Origin of the sequence: Bacteroides sp. MSK.18.37 (assembly GCF_019129155.2) — a bacterium.
GTDB lineage: Bacteria > Bacteroidota > Bacteroidia > Bacteroidales > Bacteroidaceae > Bacteroides > Bacteroides ovatus.
In genome coordinates, this window is record NZ_JAHOIB020000001.1 from 6,987,229 (window position 1) to 7,005,823 (window position 18,595).

Genomic DNA, 18,595 nt, shown 5'->3' on the forward strand with positions numbered 1-18,595 from the left:
TAAGAATTTTAATTCAGTTTATTGTTTTTCCAGACTAGTTTTTCTCCCCACATTGGTACATAAGTCTGTTCACAGTTAATCTTCGAAGCCCGTTCGAGTGCCATATCCAATGACCATCTTGATTCATCAACACCTGCATGAGCCAGTTCCAAGATATGTGATAACAAGACATAATCGGGCTCCACCTGTCCCGCACCTGAACCCAGAATATTATTTTCGGTCAGAGCATTGGGAGCATAACGCGGTATCAAAACATTCACATGAGAAGCCAGATTCGTATATTGTTCCGGTTTATAGTTAGAGTCTCCTACATGCATAAAAACGAAATTACCGGTATCTTCCCCACAATCGATTGAAAACACAGTCACAAAATTAGATAACCCGGCATTGTTATGGTCAGTGATACAGGTTTTAATCTTGAATTTTCCAATTTCATAATCTTTATCCCCCTTTGCAGTATAAGGATATGTCGTGTCTTTCAAATAGTTGGATAACACCGGTTTACCTAAATCAAACATAGCCTGGATAAGATCATTACTATAATGATCGGAGTGCTTGTGTGTAACACAGAGAAAATCAATATAAGGTGCCAGCTCTTTCGCCCAACGATGAGAAATGTCAATAGCAAAACATCCTGACGGAGTTTTTACCACATACCCCATATTATAGAGTAACCAGATCGCTGCCGTACCATTTTCTACTTTTGAGTTTTTAATTCCATCCATTACACGATCAAATGCACTCCGATAAAAATAGATAATCGGATCACACTTTTCCATACTCGTACTTGCCTGATCGAAGCCATTCAGATAACTGATGAAATAATCATCTTTACACTTATCCGCATATCCCTGGATCTTGGTCAAAGTAGTGGTACGTCCGGTATTGACAATCAAAGGAGAAGAACTCCACAACTGTTGTGCAGTGGCATCTACTTCCTCTGCCAATTGCGTAAGAATTCCTTCATGACCAGTTTCGGTACTGTTGTTGTCATCATCATCACAAGCAACAAAACCTATTGCCAAAAGACAAAACAGTAAATATTGTATTTTTCTTATTATATCCATCTTATTTCTGATTTTTATAGTCATTAATTATTTTATTGAAAGTCTCAACCACCCGTTCCGGTGTCGGACGCGTATTGTCGTTTTCATGGTCTTTGGTAGCTTCATACATGAAAACCCCTTCATAGCCGATTCCTTCGAGTGCATGCATTAACTTTCCCCATTGAATGTCACCTTGTGTAGGAAGCCAATGACACTCGTTGACAAAATCAAAGTCCGAAGCGTGTATAGTACCTATACGTTCACCAACAGTTTCTACAAAATGCCCTGTCGTCCCTTTAGTATAATGATTGGTATCAAAACAAACCTTCACACCCGGAATATCTTTGATCATCTCCAAAAGCTCTTCAGGAGTATTACCCAGGCAAGTTCTCGGCAGATTTTCGATGCACAACTGTGCTCCTATTTGATCCGCATATTTTTTCAGATAAGCGATAGACCTGGAAGCGTTAGTTATTCTTTGTGCCCGAATACTGTCAGTAATAGGCTCAGAACTAGGATGCAATACCAAACATTTCGGCTGAAATTGAGCACACTGTCCAATCATCTCCGCCATAAAATCTACATTTTCTTTCCTTTTCTTTTCATCCAGCACCGATATGTCCAACATGCGTGAGAAAGGAAGATGTATAGACCAGACCTTGATACCGGCACTATCAATTTTTGCTTTCATATCCCGGATACGAGGAACAACTTCATCTGCCGGAACTCCTCTATAACACTGGTTAAATGCTACTTCCACATACTCTACCCCCACAGACCGAGCTTGAGAAAAGTCTGTGGAAGCAGGTACTTTCCACAAAGCTGTAGTCGTACCTACTTTATATTTCTGTGCATATAAACCCATTGTCATCGCCATAAATAAGATAAAAACAGGAACTCTCATTATCGCTTACTTTTGACGGTTTGTACCTTGAATATCACCACCACGAATACTCCAGGAGTCTGTTGCTAATGTCTTATTGACAGCAAAAGCCTTTATCGAACCGATATTATTAGATCCGATCGTTCCGCAATAAAGCCGTCTGTCCGGACCAATGCTAACAGCTGCCATGACCTGTTGTCCCACAGTCTCTTCAAAAACAATGTTTCCATTAGTGATGTCAAGTCCCAGCACTTTGTTATTCGATTGGGTACCTATATAAAGAATACCATCCGTACTCAAAGCACCTCCACTGTAGTTCAAATTGTTACCCACATTTTTCTCCCAGATTTTAGATCCGCTGGCATTTACTGCATGAACAGTCTGCGATCCTTTTTCAGTAAAATAGACATTGCCATTTTTATCAGCAATCGGGAAATAAGCATCTCCTTTTGTAGTCGGATACGTCCATTTCTTTGTTCCGTTTGTCATATCAACAGCAACGAGTCCTCCGTTTTTCAAAGTCGCATAAAGTACCTGATCCTTCAAAGCAAACGTAGCCTGTTCTGTCACATTCACTTCTTCCAATTTCCAATTCTGCTCTTTATTCGGTTTAAAAGAATAAATGGCTGCACTTGTACCTGCATAAACATTTCCGGCTTTATCAATAGCCACAGCACTACCGGTTGCTCCGTCAAGCGATTGTTGCCATTTAATAGCACCACTGGATGCATCCAGCGCATACAACGTACTCTTATTGGTGAGACAGTAAAGAACACCATCGGCCGACAATGCAGGGAAAGCTCCTATCGCAGCATCCAATTTTACTGCCCACTTTTGAGTTCCGTTCGGATTAATAGCATATACATTATTAATAGTGGCATTTCTTACACACTGATAGATTGTACCATCAGGAGCCACCAACGCACCTCCGCCATAAGTTATCTGACTGATAGCAAACACCCACTTGAATTCACCGCTCACTACGTCAATAGCAAATAAATGACCCGCAGGAGTAGATGTCGGGATATACATTGTTTTTCCATCCGGAGAGAACACCGGATTGGAGGTCTTTACATATCCGGTAAGTCCACCGAAGTTCAAATCGACAGAATTCCATTTATAATTGCCGACCGTGACAGTCAGACTGCCCGACTCGGTGGTATTATTAACATAAGTCACCGTTACAGCCACTGTATAAGTACCGGTAGTAGTAAAAGCATGCACCGGATTGTTTTCTCCCGATGTCGTACCATCACCAAAATCCCAACTTACCGATTTCACTTCACCAGCCATGAAATACATATCGTTATAAGCAAAGGTAGAAGGCTCCCACACAACCAGTTCCGTACTAGCGAGAATAGGATAGATCAATCCGGGAGTAGCAGAAGTTTCCACCGCAATAGAATTGCCTGTAGGATAAACACAGACTACATTGAATGTATATTCCTGATCGTTAGTCAAACCATCAACGATGTATTCTTCCAATGAAGTATCATCCAGATTGATAATCTGATTACCGGGATTCACGGTAACCTGATAGCGAGTGAAACGTTCACTTGCAGGTTTCGTCCATCTCAAACGCACTCTTTCATTGCCGGCTGCTGCCGTCAGATCAGAAATCGGATATCTTGCATTCTTCGGTGTACAGGCAGCAGTAGTTTTACTGGCCAATCCTCCCGCATAACGAGGTTGCACAGAAAAAGTGTAAGCAACATCGTTCACCAGATTATTGATAGTGGCAGTCATTGTTTTTGCATCCACAGTCATCTCGCCTCCTTCCGCTTCTGATGATCCGGAAGTCCAAAGAATCAAATATTCATTCGGACGGGCATTCTCGTATGCTTCCCAGGAAAGAGTCACATTCATATCTCCGGCTGTTGCCGTTAGTGACTTCAGTTCATATAAATCGAAACTTGCCTTTGGCAGATCTTCTTCACAAGCAGTAAAGACTACCGTGAAAATAAACAACAAGCTATATAGTATTTTTTTCATCGTTTGATTTCTTTTAGTTTAATCCTATTAATATCCCGTATTCTGCCACAACAGTTCTGTGTTGTTTATTCTTTCCAACTCTGTTTTTGGAATAGGATACAGGAATTGATAGTCCTGAATAATATGTCCTTCTGCTTTCATAGCCTCCTTAGCACCTCCCATACGTACCAAATCAAACCAACGCTGTCCTTCATAAGGAAACTCCTGTTGACGTTCCAACATAATCGCTTTACGGAAGCTATCCTGATCGGGCAGCTCTGTTATCTGAAGCGGAGACAATCCGGCACGAGTATGCACAGCATTCAAAGCAACCATAGCTTCTGAATTCTGCAAATTACTATAACTGATTTCATTCAAAGCTTCAGCGTACATTAACAGCACATCGGCATAACGGAGAATAATCTGGTCATTACCGACTGTATTATAGGTCGCACTTTTGACATCCTTAAATTTATTCATCACGCATACTTTATCTTCCACCTTTACATAGGTAATCAGATTCTTGCGCTTATCCCCATCTTTGTAGCACTCTTTCAGAGACTTTGTCTGATTGGTATCATCAGTCAGATTAATAATAGAGAACCAATATCCATGTCCTTCTCCTTCAACATCCTTATTAAAGCGAACAGCAAAAATAATCTCATCGTTCATTTTATTGTTCACGTCAAACACCTGTTCGGGGGTAGTCATTAAAGAATACCGACCCACTAGTTGAGATAGCACATTGCGAGCCTCCGTCCATTTATGGAAAGTCAGGTAAATCTTGCCGAGCAATGCCATTGCAGCACCGGAAGTCACTCGTCCCATATCGGCACTTATATAAGAAGACGGCAACATATTTTCATTAATAACCTGATTCAAATCACCGACAAGAAAATCATAAACCTGTTGATCGGAACTGCGCCCGATTTTAAGAGCTTCAGCCACCGTCACCACTTTATTAGTCATCGGTATCCCTCCCCATAAACGATACATATTAAAATAAGTAAGGGCACGGATAAAAAGAGCTTCGCCTTTATATTGTTTTTTCAGAGTTGCGTCGAAGTTGGCCTCATCAATTCTATCTAATACAAGATTGCAACGATAGACTCCATTATTAAAGTTCGCCCAGGCATCTTCCAAAATTCCGTTAGAGGCTTTATCTGCAAACTGATCGATATCATAACGATCTTGTGTTCCGGCAGTGGGCGCACTCAATGTCAAATTATCACTCCGATATTCGCAACACTCTGTAAAATAGGAAACTTGTGTCTGCAATTTGGAGTAACATCCTATCACAGCTACATTAAAATCTTCCGCTGTCTTATATACCTTGTCGGTAGGCACACTGCTACTCGGTTCCAAATCGAAGAAACTATCTGTACAAGCAACTGATAACAAGGCAGTTGATAGGAATAGTATTAGTTTATATTTTTTCATATAACGTGTATTTTAAAGGATGATTAAAGTGTTATGTTTAGCCCAAACAAGAATGTTTTAGCTAATGGATAAGTTCCATAATCCTCACCCGGTGAAAGAGAATTACTCGGACGTGCATTTACTTCCGGATTATATCCGCTATAATTAGTCGAAGTCCATAAATTTTGTCCGGAAACGTAAACTCTTAATTTTTCCACGAAAAAGCATTGAGTCAAGTTCTTCGGCAAAGTATATCCTAGTGTCACATTCTGCAGTCGCAGATAAGAACCATCTTCAAGATGCCAAGTTGAAGTACGACCATTATAACCCTTTGACTTACGATTGGCACGGTTCACCTGACCGTTTCCCGGATCTTCCGGACTTTTCCAACGATTCAAGGCTATAGTGGTGCCATTGGTATTACCTTCCAGATTATCAATGTAACGACGATTCAGATTCAGAATCTCATTGCCATATACTCCTTGAAAATTAAAATCAAGGTCAAATCCCTTAAACCAGACTTTACCACCAAACCCATAGGTAAAATCGGGCATATAGTTACCCACGATTGTACGATCTTTATCCAAATCCATCACTCCATCCCCGTCTACATCCACAAAGCGGAAATCTCCCGGCTGGGTATTGCTGAAATGAGGATACTTTTTTAATTCTTCTTCATTGGAGAAAATTCCATCCTGCACCAACAGATAATAACATCCGATGGGTTCACCGACTTTCGTTATGTAATAAGCATGATCTACGCTACCGGTAGATATGATAGGAGCATTACCCGGACCGAGTGCCTTCACTTCGTTCGTATTAGTGGCATAATTAGCATTAAACGAATAACCGAAATCTTTAGTTATATTCTTCTGTGAGGTCAAAGCAACTTCCCATCCCCTATTATTCACTTTACCGATATTCATCAATGCAGTGCTATATCCGGTCAGGTGGGGAACTGGTACATTCAACAACATATTAGAGGTATTGGTATTATAATAATCCACAGTTAATCCCAGCAATCCTTTGAACATCTGCAAATCAACACCCACATTCACCATCGCATTCTTTTCCCAACTCAAATCCTCATTCTTTATGGTACTAGGTTTATATCCATTCACCAACTGCCCATTGCCTGTACCGAGTATATAGTTATCGGAAGCCATCAGAGACAAATGATCATAATTGCCAATCTGGAAGTTACCGGTCACTCCATAACTCGCTCTTAACTTCAAATCATCAACAAACGACAGACACTTAGCCTTCATAAAGAAGTCTTCTCCGCTTATTCTCCACGCCAAAGAAGCTGAAGGAAAATATCCCCACCGGTTATTCTTGCCAAAACGGGAAGAACCGTCTGCACGAATAGCTGCCGAAGCCATATATTTACCTTTATAGCTATACTGCATACGCGCCAGATAAGAAGCAATCGTCCATTGGGTTTTATCAGATGCACCTTTCGTCACCGTACCTCCGGAAATTGTTTGTATATAGTCGTTCGGGAAATCGGTCGCCGTCACATTATCTCCTTTATATGTCTCTTTTTGAGCCGACTGTACTAAGACCACATTGATAGAATGAGCATCTTTAATCGTTGTGTTATAATTGATTTTATTCTCCACCAACCAGTTGAAATAAAAACCTGATGAACTGTAGGCTGTCGGATTTGACTTTACATCATAATACTTTTGTCCCAATAAAGGAAGTTCCGAAGAACGATATTGGTCATTATGCGAACCATAATAATCGCCACCAAAAGAAATGTTATAAGTAAGCCCCTTATACAACTCCAATTCAGCAAAAACTTTTCCGACAATCGCCATACGGTCTACGACATCCGATTGTAAGTTTGCCATGGCTACCGGGTTCAATACGGCATTATGCTGATAGTCATTCCCAATTCTCCAATAGCCATTTCCCTGATAATTATAGCTGCCATCCGCATTATACACCGGCCATACCGGAGGCATCATCAATGCCGATTGCACAATACCATTAGATCCGGAAGCATCTACCCGATTGGAAGTAGAATAGGAAGGAGAGAAATTCAGACCGAATTTCAGTCTTTTATATTTCCCGTCCAAATTCATACGCATACTATATTTCTTAAAGTCGGAATTAATTATAATACCTTCTTTATCATAATAGTTGGCTGAAATGAAATAGCCGACTGTCTTTCCTCTGCCGGAAATAGAAACATTGTGGCTGGTAGTAGCAGCAGTACGAAAAATAGCATCTTGCCAATCCGTATCCGTCAACCCCTTATCACCATTCAGATAGGGAAAGAGTTCGGTAGGAATACGTTCCCATGAATTCGGGCGCATTCCATTCGGGTCATCCGGTGAACCTCCGGGATTAGCATCCAGATAAGCGTTGTCATGACCATCCTTTGCAAATTCGGCAAACTGATATGCATTCATCATTGAAAGTTTCTTCGAAACACTCTGGATACCATAATATCCATCATACTGCACTTTCATCTTTTCCGACTGTCCCTGCTTGGTCGTGATAATAATTACACCGTTGGAACCGCGACTACCATAAATAGCTGCCGACGAAGCATCTTTCAAAACTTCCACAGATTCGACATCATTATTATTCAGATTGGCAAATCCACGTTCCACCGGCACGCCATCAATAATATAAAGAGGATCACTACCGGCATTAACCGTACTGATACCACGAACACGGATACTTACACTTCCCTCCGGATCACCACTTGGCTGTGTAACCTGTACCCCCGGCATCTTACCTGCCAACGCCTGACGAAAGTCTGAAGCAGAAACATCCGCAATTTGTTCAGCTTTCACGGAAGAAATAGAAGTAGAGACGTCTCTTTTTCTCTGAACTCCATATCCCACCACTACTACCTCATCAATCATCTTACTATCTTCTACCAACGTGATTTTCGCCGTATTTTTATCCTTTGCAGAGATATTTACCGTTTTATATCCAATATAAGAAATAGTCAATGTTGCAGACTCCGGTACATTCATTAATGAATAACGTCCGTCAATATCGGTAATCGTACCACTGCCTTCTCCCTTAATCTGCACACTGGCACCAATCACCGGTTCTCCTTTATCATCTGCAACTATTCCCTGGATAGTGCGTGCACGTTGAGCAGTTTCTTCTTTCTTAAGCGGCTGTTTGCTGACAGCAATTGTATGATCGGTCCTATTGAAATAAAGCTTGGCCTGGGAAGTAATTTCTCCCAGAATCTGTTTTAATGAAGCATTTTTAATGTCGAAAGAAACTCTCGGAGCCTTGTTCACCGTCTCCTGATCATAGAGAAACTTAAAATTAGTCTGTTTGCTGATTTTATTGAAAACACTCTCTACCGGCTCGTTTTGCACACGAAGCGTAATATCATGCTCTTTCAATGTCTGAGCAGCAGCCGGAGCTATTAAAATGAAGGTGAATAGTAAAAAAGCTAAAAACGAACAGCTATTTTTACTTATCCCTTTACAAATAAGAAGATTATTCATAAATTTGTGCGTTTTAGTAATTGACTAAAGTTATTAAAAACAAGCAATGCGCGATACGTTATTCATTTGGGTCGAAGCTTATGAATATCCGTCCGGATTGCGGATAGAGGCATTCCTTTGGAGTGCTTCTATCATTTTGGGGAGGTTCATGAAGGAGCTGTTTTCATCTATTATTTTTTAAAAGGTTGAACATTATCTATTATTCATCTCATTCTTTATAAAGAAGTACATTGATGCCCTCTTTCTTATATTTGATATCACCGCTGATAAATTCAATGGATTTAAGTACCGCTTCCAGACTCTTGTTATCATGTTCGCCGGTAATCAAGTTGTTGAAATCCTGACCGGGAGCAAAAGTAATCCGGCAATTATATACCCGTTCCAGTTCTTTTGCCACATCGCGGATAGGTGTACTGTAAAAGCGTAACCCACCTTTCATCCAGACAGCCACTCCCCTATCCTCTGTTTTCTTACTATATTCTCCGGAAACAGTATTGATAAGCACCTGTTCTTTAGCAGTCAACCTCATCATCGCTTCCGGCAAATCGACCTGCACCTTACCACTCTCCACACTCACAGACACTATTTCATCTGTTGAATAGGATTTTACATCAAACCGGGTACCTAACACCTGAACATCCAGTCGCTTCGTCCTCACAACAAATGGCATCTTTTCATTACGGGCAACACGGAAATATCCCTCTCCTTCAAGTTCCACTTCACGGAGATCTCCAACAAAACGATCCGGATAACGCACTTGCGAACAAGAGTTCAGAACCAAAAGAGTCCCGTCCGGCAAAGTCACTTGTCTTTTCTCACCAAAGGAAGTGGTAATTTCAGCCAATGTGACCTGTTGTTCATTCATATACCGGAAAAAGTTGACACTCCCTATGATAATGGCTATTACAGCCGCTGTACTGACTGCCACCACAGAAGCCCGGCGGAACCATGTACGTTTTTTGTGTTCAATACGCTTCAGTAATTGGCGTGCCTCTCTCTTATATTTTTCCCGCTCCAAATCATTACCAGGTTGCAGGTTCCCGGATTCTTCCCAAACCTCTGCTGCCAGTTCGTTCAATATATCTTGGTTTTCTGAATCCTTAATACTTTGCAACAACTGTGAAGCATCATCCCGGGTATAAAGATCATCCAGGTAACGATGCAATTTATCTTTTTCTGTTTTAGTATCTTTCATCATATATTCAATATAAGGATATTAATTTCCTTCCCTTTGTATAAGTAATACACAAAAGTAAGAAAGAGCTAGGGTGTGATTAACATTTATTATAAATTCAAGCACAATAGAATCAAAAGTACATCGGCTGATGTACTTGAATATTTAGTCAAATAGGAACGAATCACTTTTAGAGAAAGAGAAATATGTTCTTGCACTGTATGAACTGAAACGCCCAATGCTTCGGCTATTTCTTTATGAGACATCTGTAGTTCACGGCTCATTTTAAATACCTCACGCTGGCGGGGCGTTAATTGCTCCAATGCACGGGCAATAATCTCTTTCAAATCATTGAGCAGAATATGATTATTCGTTTCGTTCGCTGAATCGATCGCTTGAGAAAGAATCTGCTCTTTCAGCTGATCTTCATTAGCCATATCCCGCAACTGATTCAAAATACGATTACGTACAATAGTATAAAGATAGGAAGAAAAAGAGGCTTCGGGATTGATGAAACGACGGGTTTGCCAAACTACCGTAAACGCATCCTGAAATATATCCTCCGCAAATTCATGCGACTTGACGAATTTCAGGGCGAAGTAGAGCAAACGATTCTTATAAGCGGCATAAAGTTCGCAAAAGGCCTCTTCATCTCCGTCTATCAGACGGAGAACCACTTCCCGTTCATCCATTAGAGTGTCTGTTGCGTACATATTTTCTTTATTTTTGGGCACAAAGGTATTGTTATGATGTTACAAACGTATGTATTTTTTCTGAAATAAAAAAATAAAGCTCCCTTCTTATTAAATCTCCCGTTAAGAACTTTATCTACCTTTCCATTGTTATTAGTAATAGTAAAGTGCAAATAAGACGCACACCAAAGTTCTATTAAAAAAGAAAGGAAGATTATGAAAAAAGTAATCGACAGAGCTTCATCAAGAGGCTATTTCAATCACGGCTGGCTCAAGACCCATCACACATTCAGTTTTGCCAACTATTATAATCCGGAAAGAATTCATTTCGGAGCATTACGAGTGCTGAACGATGACAGTGTAGACCCGTCTATGGGATTCGATACACATCCGCATAAAAATATGGAAGTGATTTCCATCCCTCTGAAAGGTTACCTGAAACATGGTGACAGTGTACAAAACACAAAAACCATCACTCCGGGTGATATTCAGGTTATGAGTACAGGCAGCGGCATTTATCACAGTGAATACAATGGCAGTGATAAAGAACAACTGGAATTCCTGCAGATATGGGTATTTCCACGAGTTGAAAACACCAAACCGGAGTATAACAACTTCGATATTCGTCCGCTCCTGAAACCAAATGAACTGGCGCTAATCCTGTCTCCGAACGGGAAGACTCCAGCTTCTATCAAACAAGATGCATGGTTCTCTATGGGAAGTTTCGATACGGAAAAAACAATCGAATATAAGATGCATCAGGAAGGTAACGGAGTATATATCTTCGTACTTGAAGGAGAAATCACAGTGGCGGAAGAACGGCTGTCCAAACGTGATGGTATCGGTGTTTGGGATACAAAAGAATTCCCGATACATATATTAAAAGGAACCCAACTTCTATTAATAGAAGTACCCATGTAATTTTCGCTAAAATTTCAATTTATTCTATTCAAAAAGCGGCCTCATCGAAAAGATGAAACCGCTTTTTTATTCATTGTCCAAGATTGGTCATTATCGGAGAAATCGTTATTTTCCTTTCTTATAATTCTCCAATCCGGTCTGTAAGAATTCAATATACTTAGGAATATCTTCGTTATAAGCATACGACTTATTCAACGGTTTACCCTGATTGTCCAGCAATACATAGAAAGGCTGGGCATTAGCTCCGAATTTCACACGTTGCAGATAGCTCCATTTATCACCGACAGTACGCAAAGTACGTTCTGTACCGTTTTCGATAATCTTCACAGGTTCAGTCAACGGAGTTTTATTATCTACATAAAGTGTAATCAATACGTAGTCGTTATTAATCAAATCACTCACTTTCGGGTCAGTCCATACCGCTGCTTCCATCTTACGGCAGTTTACGCAACCATATCCGGTAAAGTCGAGCATAACCGGTTTTCCGTTCAGACGGGCATATTCCATTCCTAAATCATAGTCATCGAATTTCGCGTGTACATCATTCTTATGCAGATTGAAATCTTGCGTCTGCATAGGCGGAGCAAATGCAGATACGGCTTTCAATGGTGCTCCCCACAAACCGGGAACCATATATACGGCAAATGCTAAAGAGATTAACGCCATAAAGAAGCGGGTTACTCCCACCTTATTATCATCGTCATCGTGCGGGAATTTGATCTTGCCCAACAGGTAGAATCCAAGCAAAGCAAAGATGACAATCCATAAAGCCAGGAATGTTTCGCGGTCAAGCAATCTCCAACCATAAGCCAAATCAGCAACTGACAAGAATTTAAGTGCAAATGCTAATTCGAGGAAACCCAGCGTAACCTTGATAACATTCATCCATCCGCCGGATTTTGGCATCGATTTCAGCCAAGACGGGAACAGGGCGAAGAGTGTGAACGGCAATGCCAAAGCGATGGCAAATCCTAACATACCGATTGCCGGAGCAACTACGCTTCCTGTTGTAGATACCTGTACCAGCAAGAAGCCGATAATCGGACCTGTACAAGAGAAAGATACCAATGAAAGCGTGAAAGCCATCAGGAAAATACTTAGCAATCCGGTCGTAGATTCAGCTTTGCTATCTACTGCATTTCCCCACTTCGACGGCAGCCTGATTTCAAACGCTCCAAAGAATGAAGCAGCAAAAATCACCAGCATCAGGAAGAAGAGAATGTTGAAAATAGCATTGGTAGATAAAGCGTTTAATGCACTGGCTCCGAAAATCAAAGTAATAGCCAAGCCCAATGCCACATAAATCACTACAATAGATGCACCGTATGTCCACGCATCACGAATTCCTTTCTTTTTGTCTTTACTACGTTTTAAGAAGAAACTGACTGTCATCGGAATAATCGGCCATACACAAGGGGTAAACAATGCCAATAATCCACCCAGAAAACCAGTAATGAAAATATATATCCAGGACATATCTTCCTGACCATGTTCTTCTCCTAAAGCTTGTAAATCACTGATTACCGGTTTCCAAAGATCACCCGATGCAACAGCAGGCTGAATATCCGTAGCAACTTCGGTTGTAGTTGCAGGCACCAGTTCCATCATCGCAGAAGAATCTTTCGTAACAGCAGGAACGGGTTCTTCTTTTTGCTTATCCACTACCTTTTGTTCCGGTTGCTCTGTTTTTGTTGCAGCGGCATTTCCGGCTTTTGCTACTCCGGAATACTTAAACGGCACCTGAGTAGGAGGCAGACAACTCTCGTCATCACAAGCTCCATATTCCAGATAACCTTCGATTGCGTAAGCTCCACCCGTGAATTTTACTTTCTGCACAAACTTTGCTGTATTCTCGAAATAGCGTACCTTCATTTCGAACAATTTATCGAAAGTAGATACTTCTTTGCCTACAGGCTTCAGTTTGCCTACAAGCTCGACACCCGATTTATTATCAACATTGAATGTTGCGGAAATAGGGCCGCCATCTCCCAGATCGGTAGAATAAACATGCCAACCTTTATCCATGGTAGCTGTAAACACCACCTCTGCCTCCGTATCGGAGAGAGCTGTCAGCTCTGTTTTAAACTTTACCGGATCTTTGATCTGCGCTTGCAATGCATATACAACAAAGCTTAAAAGCAGGAAAGAAATTATTTTTCTCATCTTTATTTTTGGGGTTTATAATTCATAGTCTACGCACGCACGACTCTCCTTCGTTTCAGCCAGAATCTTTCCGGCAGCTACGTGATCGGGATGTGTTGCGTAGAATTTAACATCTTCTAGTGTATCAAACTCACTGTAAAGCGCAATATTCCATGTTTCACCAGGATTCATATTCAATCCGACCTCCACTTTGCGAATTACAGAAATTTTAGCAGGAAGAGCTTCTATCGCTTCCTTGAATTTAGTCATGACTTCCAGTTTCTCTTCAGCAGGAACTTCGTCTTTTAACTTAAATAATACAATGTGTTTTACCATTACGTTGTTATTTTAATGAATTGTTTCTATATTTGTCTTGTTAATGCGTTTACCACATTAATAGTAATGCAAAAATACTCTATTTGGTTCAAATATACATTTAAAGAGATGTTAATTATAGGAATAGCAGGCGGAACGGGCTCCGGAAAGACCACCGTCGTACGGAAAATTATAGAAAGCCTCCCCGCAGGAGAAGTAGTACTCTTACCACAGGATTCATACTACAAAGACAGTAGTCATGTCCCGGTTGAAGAACGCCAGAATATCAATTTTGACCATCCGGATGCTTTTGAATGGAGTCTGCTATCCAAGCATGTCATGACGCTGAAAGAAGGGAAGAGTATCGAACAGCCCACCTATTCTTATCTCACATGCACGCGCCAGCCCGAAACCATTCATATCGAACCTCGTGAGGTGGTTATCATTGAAGGAATCCTTGCCTTATGTGATAAAAAGCTGCGCAATATGATGGACCTCAAAATATTTGTTGATGCCGATCCCGACGAACGCCTGATTCGTGTCATTCAGAGAGATGTCATTGAGCGCGGACGTACTGCCGAAGCTGTAATGGAACGCTATACACGGGTTTTAAAACCTATGCACCTGCAATTTATCGAACCTTGCAAACGATATGCCGACCTTATTGTACCGGAAGGAGGCAGTAATAGGGTAGCTATTGATATACTGACTATGTACATCAAGAAGCACCTTAAGAATTAAAAATTGAAAATTAAAAATTAAGAAATGAATGTCAAGACACTGAGTATTCCTTTATTTCTTATTCTATTTTGTTGTATGCTCGGATGCCGGAATAAGCATCATAACAAGATGGATGAGACAGCGCGTGATCTTCCACAAATAAAAGATAGTGGCGAACTCGTTGTATTGACATTATATAGCTCTACTTCCTATTTCATTTACCGGGGACAAGAAATGGGGTTCCAATATGAACTTAGTGAACAGTTTGCCAAAAGCCTGGGACTAAAACTTAGGATTGAAGTAGCCAACAGCGTCGACGAAATGATCCAAAAATTATTGGCAGGTGAAGGAGACATGATTGCCTATAATCTGCCAATCACCAAAGAGTGGAAAGACAGTCTTCTTTATTGTGGCGAAGATGTAATTACTCACCAGGTAATTGTTCAGCAAGGAAGAGGAAAACAGAAGCCGTTGAAAGATGTAACCGAACTGGTAGGAAAAGATATATACGTAAAACCAGGGAAATATTATGACCGCCTCGTCAATCTGAATAGTGAATTAGGAGGAGGTATCCGGATTCATGAAGTCACCAATGACAGTATCACTATTGAGGACTTGATTACGCAAGTAGCGCAAGGAAAAATTCTGTATACGGTGGCCGACAATGATTTAGCCAGACTTAATAAGACCTATTATCCCAATTTAAATATCGGCCTGTCCATCAGTTTCGATCAACGTTCTTCGTGGGCGGTACGAAAAGACAGCCCCGAGCTCGCAGCCGCCGCTACCCAATGGCATCAGGAAAACATGACTTCTCCTGCTTACACAGCCAGTATGAAACGTTATTTTGAGAATAGTAAAATGATGCCGCACTCTCCTATCCTCTCCTTAAAAGAAGGAAAGATATCTCATTATGACCATTTATTCAAAAAGTATTCCAAAGACATCGGTTGGGACTGGCGTATGCTTGCATCATTAGCGTATACAGAATCCAATTTTGACACTACCGCTGTATCTTGGGCAGGTGCCAAAGGACTCATGCAGTTAATGCCTGCCACAGCACGTGCAATGGGAGTACCTCCCGGCAAAGAGCAGAATCCGGAGGAAAGTGTGAAAGCGGCTATCAAATATATTACTGCCACCGACCGGAGTTTCAGCATGATTCCCGATAAGCAGGAACGGCTCAATTTTATTCTGGCATCTTACAATGCCGGTTTGGGACATATATATGACGCAATGGCACTAGCCGAAAAATACGGGAAAAACAAATTAGTATGGAAAGATAATGTAGAAAACTTCATCTTGCTTAAAAGCAATCAAGAATACTTCAACGATCCTGTCTGCAAAAACGGATATTTCCGTGGCATCGAGACTTACAATTTCGTTCGAGATATTATGTCGCGCTACGAATCCTACAAAAAGAAAATAAAAGCATGAGATAAAGTATTAAGTATTAGGTGTAATACCTAATACTTATTTCCTATAGGTCATCAGACTGATTACGACAATAGCCAATACAGATAATGGTAAGGCAAATAATATCGGGTCAATCACAGGGAAAGGATAAGTGGTAATCAACACATCCCGTCCGAATAACGCTTTACAGATACCTAATGCTTCAGATTCTTTCTGATGAAGAAACACAAGAGCAAACAGACTGCCGATTGTTCCCACCCAAAGACTTGCCATGACACCTTGTTTAGTAGCTTTCTTCCAATATAAAGCACAGAAATAGGCCGGAAGAAAAGCGGCTGCACAAATTCCCATAAAGATAGAAGTTCCGCGGGCTATAATATCATGAGGCAACATATAACAAATAATATAGCTGACCAGGATAGAGAATAATACGCCCAGACGGATCACATTGGTAAGTTTATTCCGTGAACGGGGTTTATAAGTTCCGTAAATATCAGAGCCTACCGAAGCACCCATCGTATGGAACTGCGAACTTAACGTAGACATACTAGCTGAAAGGATGCACAACATAAAGAGTGCGGCAAACCAGTCGGGCATCGCTTTATTAATAAAATATGGAATTATCTTATCAATATCCTGCACAACTTCGGTAGCAACCGCTCCTTCTGTTTTCAGGAAGAAAAGATTACTCAAGGCTCCAGCATGATAGATAGCCCCTACTGTTATAATCAGAAAGAAACAACCGATAAATACACCGCGGTTCAACTGCTTGCTACTCTCCACGGTCATAAAGCGAACCACTAACTGCGGCTGTGCAAGACAGCCGATTCCTACTCCTAAAATGAGAGAAGTTACCAGCGAATACCATTGTGGAGAACCTGTGATGGGCATTGCAGTCCATCCTTGATGTCCTAGCGCTTTAAACTTTTCCGGAACTAGCGGAGCAATGGCAGTCAATTCTTTATTAGCTTCGATAAAGTTCATATCAAGCACCTGATACAAAGAAAACAACAGAAATAACATACAGCCAAACATGATAACTCCTTGCAAAGCATCTGTATACATTACTCCTTTCATTCCCCCTGCTATGACATAAGCAGCAATAACCAAGGTAAATATCAATAAGGAAACATTGAAATCAATCTGAAAGATTTGTTCGATGAATACGGCTCCACCTTTCATTACAACCGCTGCATAAAGCGGCATTCCGATGAAAATAACAGCAGCAATAAATACCTGTATATTACGGGAACGGAAATGACGGCCTAATAATTGAGGGAAAGTACTCACATTCAACTTCGCCCCCATACGCCGGGTACGCAAACCGAAAAAGATAAAAGCTATAACCACCCCAACAAACATATTGAGGAAACAGAGCCACTGAATACCCATTCCAAAAGCAGCCGCCACTCCTCCAAAACCTACAATAGCAGATGCAGAAATAAACGTAGCACCATAAGAAAGTGCCATTACGATAGGATTCATCTGACGTCCGCCTACCAAATAGTCACTGGTATTCGTTGTTTTCTTATATCCCAAAAAGCCGAGGTAGGCCAGTGACAGCAGATAAGCTACCACAATTAGTCCAAGAGTAAATGTATTCATCGGGTTTCGTCTTTTTCGTCGTCCTTATTCCAATATTTCAGCCCAAACCAGGCAGCAAAAATCACACATACCACCGAAAGCAGGTAAGGCAGAATAATAAAAGGGTCGTCTATTCCAAACATTTGCGTATCAGATTTTAATCAATTTAGACGCAAATGTAAGGAAATTATTGAAAAGACAAAACTTTTGTTTACTAATACTGATTATAATGTATCTTTTTCTCGTCAAATTTCTGTTTCGGGTTCTCTTTTGTAGCCGGATAGCCAAAAGGAATGACACAAAGCGGAAGAATATTATCGGGCAGGTTAGTATATTTACGCACTACTTGCATACGGTCTTCATAAGGATAGGCCGCTGTCCATACAGCACCCAATCCCAGACTTTCAGCAGCCAACAAAATATTCTGTGCTGCTGCAGAACAATCTAAATACCAATATGACGAGCGTACTGAATCTCCACAGACGATGATGGCGTTACGGGCCTGCGTCAGCATTTTGGCATAAGGAAGTGCTGCTGCCATTGAATCTAGTTTGGCACGATCAGATACTACCACAAATTCCCATGGACGGATATCCCTACCCGTAGGAGCAGCCATTCCGGCACGAAGCATCAAGTCGATTTTCTCTTTCTCTACTCCTTTATTCAGATAAGCACGCACACTTTTGCGCTCGAAAATATTATCCAACACAGCATTTCCGGTTCCGGATGTTCCTTTTTCTTCTTTTGCAGAAGAACAGGAGGTCATAGCAGTGACTGCTACAATCAGACATAAGAAAGAGAAAATCTTTTTCATTGTGACAATG

Annotated in this window: 15 protein-coding genes; 3 read left to right on the forward strand and 12 right to left on the reverse strand. The window is 41.0% G+C overall.

The annotated features are described in order from the left end of the window. Nucleotides 1-8: 8 nt before the first annotated feature. The 7 genes from KSX81_RS27630 to KSX81_RS27660 form a co-directional block, all read right to left on the reverse strand. Nucleotides 9-1,067 (reverse strand): MBL fold metallo-hydrolase, encoded by a 1,059-nt coding sequence (locus KSX81_RS27630; protein ID WP_004319543.1) that lies wholly within the window; start codon nt 1,065-1,067, stop codon nt 9-11. A gap of 1 nt (nt 1,068) precedes the next feature. Further along, on the reverse strand, nt 1,069-1,950 hold the full coding sequence (locus tag KSX81_RS27635; protein ID WP_004296918.1) for a sugar phosphate isomerase/epimerase family protein: 882 nt from the start codon (nt 1,948-1,950) through the stop codon (nt 1,069-1,071). Nucleotides 1,951-1,956: 6 nt separating this feature from the next. Further along, nucleotides 1,957-3,921 (reverse strand): PQQ-binding-like beta-propeller repeat protein, encoded by a 1,965-nt coding sequence (locus tag KSX81_RS27640; RefSeq protein WP_004296919.1) that lies wholly within the window; start codon nt 3,919-3,921, stop codon nt 1,957-1,959. A 27-nt stretch (nt 3,922-3,948) separates the two neighbouring features. Continuing rightward, entirely contained in the window at nt 3,949-5,340 is a 1,392-nt protein-coding gene (locus tag KSX81_RS27645) for a RagB/SusD family nutrient uptake outer membrane protein (RefSeq protein ID WP_004296920.1), read from the reverse strand. 23 nt (nt 5,341-5,363) lie between these two features. Next, nucleotides 5,364-8,807, reverse strand: a complete 3,444-nt coding sequence (locus KSX81_RS27650; RefSeq protein ID WP_004296921.1) for a TonB-dependent receptor — start codon at nt 8,805-8,807, stop codon at nt 5,364-5,366. Between the two features lie 208 nt (nt 8,808-9,015). Continuing rightward, nucleotides 9,016-10,005 carry a FecR family protein gene (locus tag KSX81_RS27655; protein WP_004296923.1) on the reverse strand — a complete coding sequence of 330 codons (990 nt, stop codon included), beginning with the start codon at nt 10,003-10,005 and terminating at the stop codon, nt 9,016-9,018. A gap of 86 nt (nt 10,006-10,091) precedes the next feature. Then, nucleotides 10,092-10,694: an RNA polymerase sigma-70 factor gene (locus tag KSX81_RS27660; protein ID WP_004319547.1), complete on the reverse strand. Its 603-nt coding sequence runs from the start codon at nt 10,692-10,694 to the stop codon at nt 10,092-10,094. Between the two features lie 195 nt (nt 10,695-10,889). Between KSX81_RS27660 and KSX81_RS27665 the strand changes: the two genes are divergently transcribed. After that, nucleotides 10,890-11,594, forward strand: a complete 705-nt coding sequence (locus tag KSX81_RS27665; protein WP_004296925.1) for a pirin family protein — start codon at nt 10,890-10,892, stop codon at nt 11,592-11,594. A 105-nt stretch (nt 11,595-11,699) separates the two neighbouring features. Here the strand turns inward: KSX81_RS27665 and KSX81_RS27670 are convergent, their stop codons facing one another. Together KSX81_RS27670 and KSX81_RS27675 are read right to left on the reverse strand one after the other, a co-directional pair. Beyond that, complete coding sequence (locus KSX81_RS27670; protein WP_004296926.1) at nt 11,700-13,757, reverse strand: protein-disulfide reductase DsbD family protein; 2,058 nt, start codon at nt 13,755-13,757, stop codon at nt 11,700-11,702. Between the two features lie 15 nt (nt 13,758-13,772). After that, nucleotides 13,773-14,072, reverse strand: a complete 300-nt coding sequence (locus KSX81_RS27675; protein WP_004296927.1) for a Dabb family protein — start codon at nt 14,070-14,072, stop codon at nt 13,773-13,775. A gap of 108 nt (nt 14,073-14,180) precedes the next feature. On the opposite strand from KSX81_RS27675, the gene udk reads away from it, so the two are divergent. Both udk and KSX81_RS27685 read left to right on the forward strand, forming a co-directional pair. After that, nucleotides 14,181-14,792, forward strand: a complete 612-nt coding sequence (gene udk / locus KSX81_RS27680) for a uridine kinase (RefSeq protein WP_008648370.1) — start codon at nt 14,181-14,183, stop codon at nt 14,790-14,792. Between the two features lie 24 nt (nt 14,793-14,816). After that, nucleotides 14,817-16,208, forward strand: a complete 1,392-nt coding sequence (locus KSX81_RS27685; protein WP_004305959.1) for a transglycosylase SLT domain-containing protein — start codon at nt 14,817-14,819, stop codon at nt 16,206-16,208. A gap of 36 nt (nt 16,209-16,244) precedes the next feature. Here KSX81_RS27685 and KSX81_RS27690 read toward each other — a convergent pair whose 3' ends face one another. The 3 genes from KSX81_RS27690 to KSX81_RS27700 form a co-directional block, all read right to left on the reverse strand. Then, a complete protein-coding gene (locus KSX81_RS27690) occupies nt 16,245-17,792 on the reverse strand; it encodes a sodium:solute symporter family protein (RefSeq protein ID WP_004296930.1) in 1,548 nt (515 codons plus the stop codon). Next, nucleotides 17,789-17,914: a symporter small accessory protein gene (locus KSX81_RS27695; protein ID WP_004296931.1), complete on the reverse strand. Its 126-nt coding sequence runs from the start codon at nt 17,912-17,914 to the stop codon at nt 17,789-17,791. Before KSX81_RS27695 ends, KSX81_RS27690 begins: the two co-directional genes overlap by 4 nt. A 71-nt stretch (nt 17,915-17,985) precedes the next feature. Next, nucleotides 17,986-18,585: a nitroreductase family protein gene (locus KSX81_RS27700; protein ID WP_004296933.1), complete on the reverse strand. Its 600-nt coding sequence runs from the start codon at nt 18,583-18,585 to the stop codon at nt 17,986-17,988. Nucleotides 18,586-18,595 lie beyond the last annotated feature (10 nt).

Bases quoted from the DNA above. Each gene is read 5' to 3' on its own strand.
- KSX81_RS27630 (WP_004319543.1), bottom strand. From the start codon at position 1,067: ATGGATATAATAAGAAAAATACAATATTTACTGTTTTGTCTTTTGGCA.
- KSX81_RS27635 (WP_004296918.1), bottom strand. From the start codon at position 1,950: ATGAGAGTTCCTGTTTTTATCTTATTTATGGCGATGACAATGGGTTTA.
- KSX81_RS27640 (WP_004296919.1), bottom strand. From the start codon at position 3,921: ATGAAAAAAATACTATATAGCTTGTTGTTTATTTTCACGGTAGTCTTT.
- KSX81_RS27645 (WP_004296920.1), bottom strand. From the start codon at position 5,340: ATGAAAAAATATAAACTAATACTATTCCTATCAACTGCCTTGTTATCA.
- KSX81_RS27650 (WP_004296921.1), bottom strand. From the start codon at position 8,807: ATGAATAATCTTCTTATTTGTAAAGGGATAAGTAAAAATAGCTGTTCG.
- KSX81_RS27655 (WP_004296923.1), bottom strand. From the start codon at position 10,005: ATGATGAAAGATACTAAAACAGAAAAAGATAAATTGCATCGTTACCTG.
- KSX81_RS27660 (WP_004319547.1), bottom strand. From the start codon at position 10,694: ATGTACGCAACAGACACTCTAATGGATGAACGGGAAGTGGTTCTCCGT.
- KSX81_RS27665 (WP_004296925.1), top strand. From the start codon at position 10,890: ATGAAAAAAGTAATCGACAGAGCTTCATCAAGAGGCTATTTCAATCAC.
- KSX81_RS27670 (WP_004296926.1), bottom strand. From the start codon at position 13,757: ATGAGAAAAATAATTTCTTTCCTGCTTTTAAGCTTTGTTGTATATGCA.
- KSX81_RS27675 (WP_004296927.1), bottom strand. From the start codon at position 14,072: ATGGTAAAACACATTGTATTATTTAAGTTAAAAGACGAAGTTCCTGCT.
- udk (WP_008648370.1), top strand. From the start codon at position 14,181: ATGTTAATTATAGGAATAGCAGGCGGAACGGGCTCCGGAAAGACCACC.
- KSX81_RS27685 (WP_004305959.1), top strand. From the start codon at position 14,817: ATGAATGTCAAGACACTGAGTATTCCTTTATTTCTTATTCTATTTTGT.
- KSX81_RS27690 (WP_004296930.1), bottom strand. From the start codon at position 17,792: ATGAATACATTTACTCTTGGACTAATTGTGGTAGCTTATCTGCTGTCA.
- KSX81_RS27695 (WP_004296931.1), bottom strand. From the start codon at position 17,914: ATGTTTGGAATAGACGACCCTTTTATTATTCTGCCTTACCTGCTTTCG.
- KSX81_RS27700 (WP_004296933.1), bottom strand. From the start codon at position 18,585: ATGAAAAAGATTTTCTCTTTCTTATGTCTGATTGTAGCAGTCACTGCT.